The sequence below is a fragment of the Achromobacter spanius genome, from assembly GCF_039673305.1.
GTDB lineage: Bacteria > Pseudomonadota > Gammaproteobacteria > Burkholderiales > Burkholderiaceae_B > Achromobacter > Achromobacter spanius_F.
On record NZ_JBDJLJ010000049.1, the window covers coordinates 34,594 to 40,920 of the forward strand.

Below are 6,327 nucleotides of genomic sequence, written 5' to 3' on the forward strand. Positions count from 1 at the left end.
TACATCATGACCGACAGCAATCAACCCGGCTTGTTCGACTCTACCCCGCCCGACGGCGATGGCGACGGCAATGCCGCCATCACGCTGGCGCGCTACGCGGAACAGGCTTATCTGGATTACGCGGTTTCCGTCGTGCGCGGCCGCGCGTTGCCCGACGTGGGCGACGGGCAGAAGCCCGTGCAGCGCCGCATCCTGTTCGCCATGCAGGCGATGGGGCTGGCCAGCGGCGCCAAGCCCGTCAAGTCGGCACGCGTCGTCGGCGACGTGCTGGGCAAATATCACCCGCACGGCGACCAGGCCGCCTACGACGCCATGGTTCGCATGGCGCAGGATTTCTCGCTGCGCTATCCCCTGATCGACGGTCAGGGCAACTTCGGGTCGCGCGACGGCGACAACGCCGCCGCCATGCGATACACCGAAGCGCGCCTCACGCCCATCGCCAAGCTCCTGCTGGACGAGCTGGACGAAGGTACCGTGGATTTCGTGCCCAACTACGACGGCAGCCAGCAAGAACCGCAGATGCTGCCGGCGCGCCTGCCCGTGATGCTGCTGAACGGCGCTTCGGGCATCGCCGTGGGCATGGCCACCGAAATCCCGCCGCACAACCTGCGCGAGGTGGCCCAGGCCTGCGTGGCGCTGATCAAGCAGCCGCAGCTGCCCGACGCGGAGCTGCACGCGATGATCCCGGGCCCGGACTTCGCCGGCGGAGGCCAGATCATCACGCCGGCCGCCGACATCGCCCAGATTTACAGCGTGGGCCGCGGTTCGCTGAAGGTGCGTGCGCGCTGGCAATTCGAGGAAATGGCGCGGGGCCAATGGCAGCTGGTGGTCAACGAGCTGCCGCCCGGCACGTCGTGCCAGAAGGTCCTGGAAGAGATCGAAGAGATCACCAATCCCAAGGTCAAGACGGGCAAGAAGAGCCTGACGCCGGAGCAGACCCAGTCCAAGGCCGTCATGCTCAACCTGCTGGACGCCGTGCGCGACGAATCCGGCAAGGACGCCGCGGTGCGCCTGGTGTTCGAACCCAAGACCTCGCGCGTGGACCGAGACGAATTCGTCAACACGCTGCTGGCGCAGACCAGCATGGAAAGCAGCTCGTCCATCAACCTGGTGTGCATCGGCACCGATGGGCGCCCGCGTCAGAAGGGCCTGCGCGACATCCTGGTCGAATGGCTGGCGTTCCGCACCAATACGGTCGTGCGCCGCACCCGCTTCCGCCTGGACAAGGTCATTGACCGCATTCACGTGCTCGAAGGCCGCATGCTGGTCTACCTGAACGTCGACGAAGTCATCCAGACCATCCGCGAATCCGACGAGCCGCGCGCCGCGCTGATGGAACGCTTCAACCTGTCCGAGCGGCAGGCCGAAGACATCCTGGAAATGCGCCTGCGCCAACTGGCCCGCCTGGAAGGATTCAAGATCGAGCAGGAACTGGCCGACAAGCGCAAGGACCAGATTTCCCTGCAGGAACTGCTGGACAATCCCACGACGCTCAAGCGTCTGCTGGTCAAGGAAATCGAGGCCGACGCCAAGCAGTATGGCGACGACCGCCGCACCCTGATCGAAACCGCCGAGCGCGCCGTGCTGGAAACCAAGGTGCTGGACGAACCGGTCACCGTGGTGGTGTCGCAAAAGGGCTGGCTGCGCGCCCGCCAGGGCCACGGCCACGACGCCGCCCAGTTCGGCTTCAAGCAGGGCGATGACCTGTACGGCGCTTTCGAGTGCCGCACCACCGACACGCTCATCGCGGTCGGCGACAACGGCCGCGTGTACTCGGTGCCGGTGTCGGGCCTGCCGTCGGCGCGCGGCGCCGGCCAGCCCGTCACCACCATGATCGACCTGGAGTCCGGCACGCGCATCGTCCACACCATCGCGGCGTCGGCCGACAGCCGCTGGCTGCTGGCCACCCGCGGCGGCTACGGCTTCGCGGCCAAGCTTTCCGACATGATCAGCCGCCAGCGCGCGGGCAAGCAGTTCATCACCCTGGAATCGGGCGATGAGCTGCTGCGCCCCGTGCCGCTGTTCGCCGGCGCCAAGCAATTGGCGCTGCTGTCGCAAAAGGGCAAGTTCCTGGTCTTTGGCCTGGACGAAGTCAAGTCGCTGTCCGGCGGCGGACGCGGCACGATCCTGATGGGGCTGGACGGCGCGGACAAGCTGGACCAGACGGTGCCCATCGGCGCGCTGGGCCTGCGCGCCACGGGCATCTACCGCAACAAGGTCACCGAGGACATCCTGGTGGGCGAGGCGCTGGCGCTCTACGTGGGCAAGCGGGCGCGCAAGGGACGCGCGCTGGACGTGCGTCCCAAGCAGCCGCTGCTGTCTCCGGTGCTGGGTTGAGGTCTGAGCGCCGCCAGACGCACCAGTCGGCTGGCGGCGCGCGCCCGCCACGCAGCCGGCCCGTCGCCTTGGGTCGGACATGAACGCCCAGGGCGGCATCCGGCCGCGCCTCGAGCACGTCGACGCCCTGCGCGGCTTTGCGCTGTTCGGCATCCTGGTCGTCAACATCGGCGTGTTCGCCTTTCCGTTCTATGGCGGGGGCGTGCCGGATCCCGTGTATTCGCGTCCGGTGGACGTGGCGGTGCGCTGGCTCATCGCCTGGTTGTTCGAGACCAAGTTCTACCTGCTGTTTTCCTTTCTGTTCGGATACAGCTTCACCCTGCAGATGGCCGCGGCCGAACATGGCGGGGCCGCCTTCGCGCCGCGCTTTCTGCGCAGGCTGGCCGGCCTGGGCGCGCTGGGCCTGGCCCACGCCGTCCTGTTCTATCAGGGCGACATCCTGCTGACATACGCTTTGCTGGGCCTTGCGCTGCTGCTCTGCCGACGCATGGATCCGGCCCGCGCGTTGCGCCGCGCCCTGTGGCTGATCGTGCTGGCCTCGGCGGTATGGGCGCTCCTTGGCGCGCTGAGCTTCCTGGACCCCGTGCAGACCGGCTACGCGGCGCAATACAAGGCCGAAGCGCTGGCCTCCATCGAGGCCTACCGGGGCACCATCGGCAGCACGATCGCGCAGCACATCAAAGAGCTGACGGAATCCGTCTGGTTCACGGTGCTGTTCGTGCAGGGGCCGTTCGTCTTCGCGATGTTCCTGGCCGGCTACGCGCTGGGCCGCCGCAACGCGCTTGCGGACCCTTGGGGCTCGCCTCGCGCGCTGGGGCTGTTGTGCGCATTGGGGCTGCTGCCGGGGCTGGCCGGCGCGGCGGCCTACGCCACCAGCGCACTGCCGCAGGCGCGGGTGGCGTGGGAACTGCCCGGGTTGGCCGCGGGCCTGCTCACCGCGCCGCTACTAAGCCTGTCCTATGGCGCGGCGTTCCTGATCGCGCTGCGCACGGGCCCGGGCAAACGCCTTGGAACCTGGCTGGCGCCGGCGGGTCGGATGGCGCTGAGCAATTACCTGATGCAGTCCGTCGTCTGCGCATTTCTCTTCACGGCGTGGGGCTTGAGGCTGTATGCCTCCGTGTCGCCGCTGGCCGCGTTTGCCATCGCGGTGGCCATTTTCGCGGCGCAGTTGCCGTTGTCCGCATGGTGGCTGCGCCGCCATGCCTATGGTCCGGTGGAATGGTTCCTGCGCGCGCTCACCATCGGCGCCTGGCCAGCCTGGCGGCGCGCGCAGACCCGCTGATCAGGCGACGCGGGCTCGCAGCCGCCCTTGCGGCGCCCCGCCGTCGCGCCGGCCCTGCCGGATCCACATGCCCGCCAGCAACAGCAGCGCGGGCACGTACACCCAGTAGTCCGACCAGCGCTGCGGGTTGGGCGCCTTCACGTTCACCACGTCCCATCCCTGTTCCCAGCCCGCGCGCTGGGCGCGGCTGCCGAAGCGCACCCCGCCGATCTGCGTCTGGTCGCCCAGGCTCATCAGCGTCAGTCCGGCCTCGGCCAGCCGCCGGCGCCCGGCATCCGCCGCGTCGGCGCCGTTCTCCAGCGCGGGCAGGGCCACCGCGACCGTCTTGGTCAATTCGTCGCCCTCCAGGTTGATGCCCTTCAGCACCACGGTCAGCCGGCCGTTGTCGGGCAGGGCGGCCGCCGTGGCCAGCATTTCGGAGGCGGGACGGTTTTCATGGCTGGGGGCGAAATGGTCCATGAACCAGTCGGGCCGGAACAGCATGAACGTGACCAGCAGCAGCGCCACGACTTCCACCAGCGTGCAGCGCACCCTGAACCACCGCATGGTCGCGGCCGCGAAGGTCAGCGACGCCAGCGTGGCGCCCGTCACCACCAGCGCCAGTTCCCAGCCGTAGTTCACGTCGATCAGCAGCAACGTCGGGTTGAAGACGAACATGAACGGCAGGATGGCCGTGCGCGCCGCGTAGGTAACGCCCTGGATGCCGGTCTTGATCGGATCCTCGCCCGAGATGGCGGCGGCCGCGAAGGTGGCCAGCCCCACGGGCGGCGTGATGTCGGCCATGATGCCGTAGTAGAAGACGAACATGTGCACGGCGATCAGGGGAATGACCAGGCCGTTCTGCGCGCCCAGCTCCACCACGACGGGCGCCATCAGCGTGGCCATCAGGATGTAGTTGGCGGTCGTCGGCATGCCCAGTCCCAGGATCAGGCACACCACGGCGGTGAAGATCAGCATCAGCAGCACATTGCCCATCGACACGAGTTCGACGAAGGCCGTCATGCGCAGTCCCAGCCCGGTCAGCGTGATGGCGCCGACGATCAGGCCCGCGGTGCCGCAGGCGATGGCGATGCCGATCATGTTGCGCGCGCCGTCCTGCAGGCCGCCGATGGCGTCGCGCCATCCTTGGCGCCAGGCCGGCGCGGCCGGCTGCTGGCGGAACCAGGCGATGAGCGGGCGCTGCGTGACCATCTGGAACAGCATCGCCATGGCCGCCCAGAACGCCGACAGGCCGGCGGACAGTTCCTCGACGCTCAGGCACCAGACCAGGATGCCGATCGGGATCAGGAAGTACAGGCCGGCGCGGACGGTGGGCCACGGCTGCGGGCGCACGGGGTGATTGATGTCGATGTCCTGCGGCAGGTCCGGATGGCGGGCCGCCACGCGCAGGAGCCACAGGTAAAGGACGGCCAGGATGGCCAGCAGCACCCAGGTCGCCGCCGCGCCGGCCAGCGCCTGGACGCCGGTGCCGATCCAGTACACCGCGCCCATCACGAGCAGCGTGCCGCTGATGCCCATGCCCCAGCCGGCCAGCTTCTGCAGCGGCGTGCGCGCGGGGCCGGAGGCCATCATCGGCTGGATGCCCAGCTTGAGTGCTTCCAGGTGGACGATATAGAACAGCGCAATGTAGGAGATCGCGGCCGGCAGGATCGCGTGGCGGATGATGTCGGTGTACGGAATGCCCACGTATTCGATCATCAGGAACGCGGCGGCGCCCATCACGGGCGGCATGATCTGCCCGTTGACCGACGAGGCGGTCTCGATCGCGCCGGCGCGCACCCCGCCATAGCCCGCCTTTTTCATGAGCGGAATCGTGAAGATGCCGCCCGTCACCACGTTGGCCACCGACGACGCGGACACCAGGCCGTTTACGGCCGAGGACACCACCGCCACCTTGGCCGGGCCGCCGCGCAGGTGGCCCAGCAGCGCGAACGACACCTGCATCATGTAGTTGCCCGCCCCGCACTTGTCCAGCATCGACCCCAGCAGCACGAAGATGAAGATGTAGGACACGGACACGCCGAGCGCCACGCCATACACACCTTCGGTCGTGAGCCACATGTGCGACATCAGGCGTTCCAGCGATGCGCCGCGGTGCGCCAGCACGTCGGGCAGCCAGGGGCCGGCCAGCGCATAGGCGACGAACACCAGGCCCAACACCGTCATCGGCAGGCCCAGCGCGCGGCGCGTCACTTCAAGCAGCAGAGCCAGGCCGATCACGGCGGTGCCTACGTCCATCGGCGTCGGCTGGCCGGGGCGGCCCGCCAGTTCGTTATAGAAGACGTACAGATAGCTGCCGCAGAATCCTGCCGTCAGCGCCAGCACCCAGTCATACCAGGGCATGCGGTCGCGGGCCGAGCGCTTGCTGGCCGGGTAGGCCAGGTAGCCCAGGAACATGGCGATGCCCAGGTGCAGGGCGCGCGCTTCGGTGTCGTTGAAAATGCCCCAGTTCAGCGAAAAAGGTATCGGCGACGCGTACCAGAGCTGGAAGAAGGACCAGATCAGCGCGCCTGCGGCCAGCGTGGCGCCGGCGACGCCGCGTGCGTCGCGGCCGCCGCGGTCAGCCTCGGCGACGAGCTGTTCCAGGTCCGGGGTCGGCTTGTGCGACTCTTTTGTCATGAAATTCCCCTGCGTATCGTGGCGGGGGGCGCAGGGGGCGCGGGGCGGTGGGCCCCCCGCCACCAACGGCCCGGGTGCGGCGGGCGCTG

The 6,327-nt window shown here is 68.5% G+C and carries 3 protein-coding genes; 2 read left to right on the forward strand and 1 reads right to left on the reverse strand.

Annotated elements, in window-relative coordinates; all coding sequences use genetic code 11:
• The first annotated feature begins 6 nt into the window (after window positions 1-6).
• Both parC and ABE485_RS25085 read left to right on the forward strand, forming a co-directional pair.
• Window positions 7-2,337: a DNA topoisomerase IV subunit A gene (parC, locus tag ABE485_RS25080; RefSeq protein ID WP_346517951.1), complete on the forward strand. Its 2,331-nt coding sequence runs from the start codon at window positions 7-9 to the stop codon at window positions 2,335-2,337.
• Window positions 2,338-2,416: 79 nt separating this feature from the next.
• Window positions 2,417-3,619, forward strand: a complete 1,203-nt coding sequence (locus ABE485_RS25085) for a DUF418 domain-containing protein (protein ID WP_346517952.1) — start codon at window positions 2,417-2,419, stop codon at window positions 3,617-3,619.
• Here ABE485_RS25085 and ABE485_RS25090 read toward each other — a convergent pair whose 3' ends face one another.
• Window positions 3,620-6,238 carry a TRAP transporter permease gene (locus ABE485_RS25090; RefSeq protein ID WP_346517953.1) on the reverse strand — a complete coding sequence of 873 codons (2,619 nt, stop codon included), beginning with the start codon at window positions 6,236-6,238 and terminating at the stop codon, window positions 3,620-3,622.
• Window positions 6,239-6,327 lie beyond the last annotated feature (89 nt).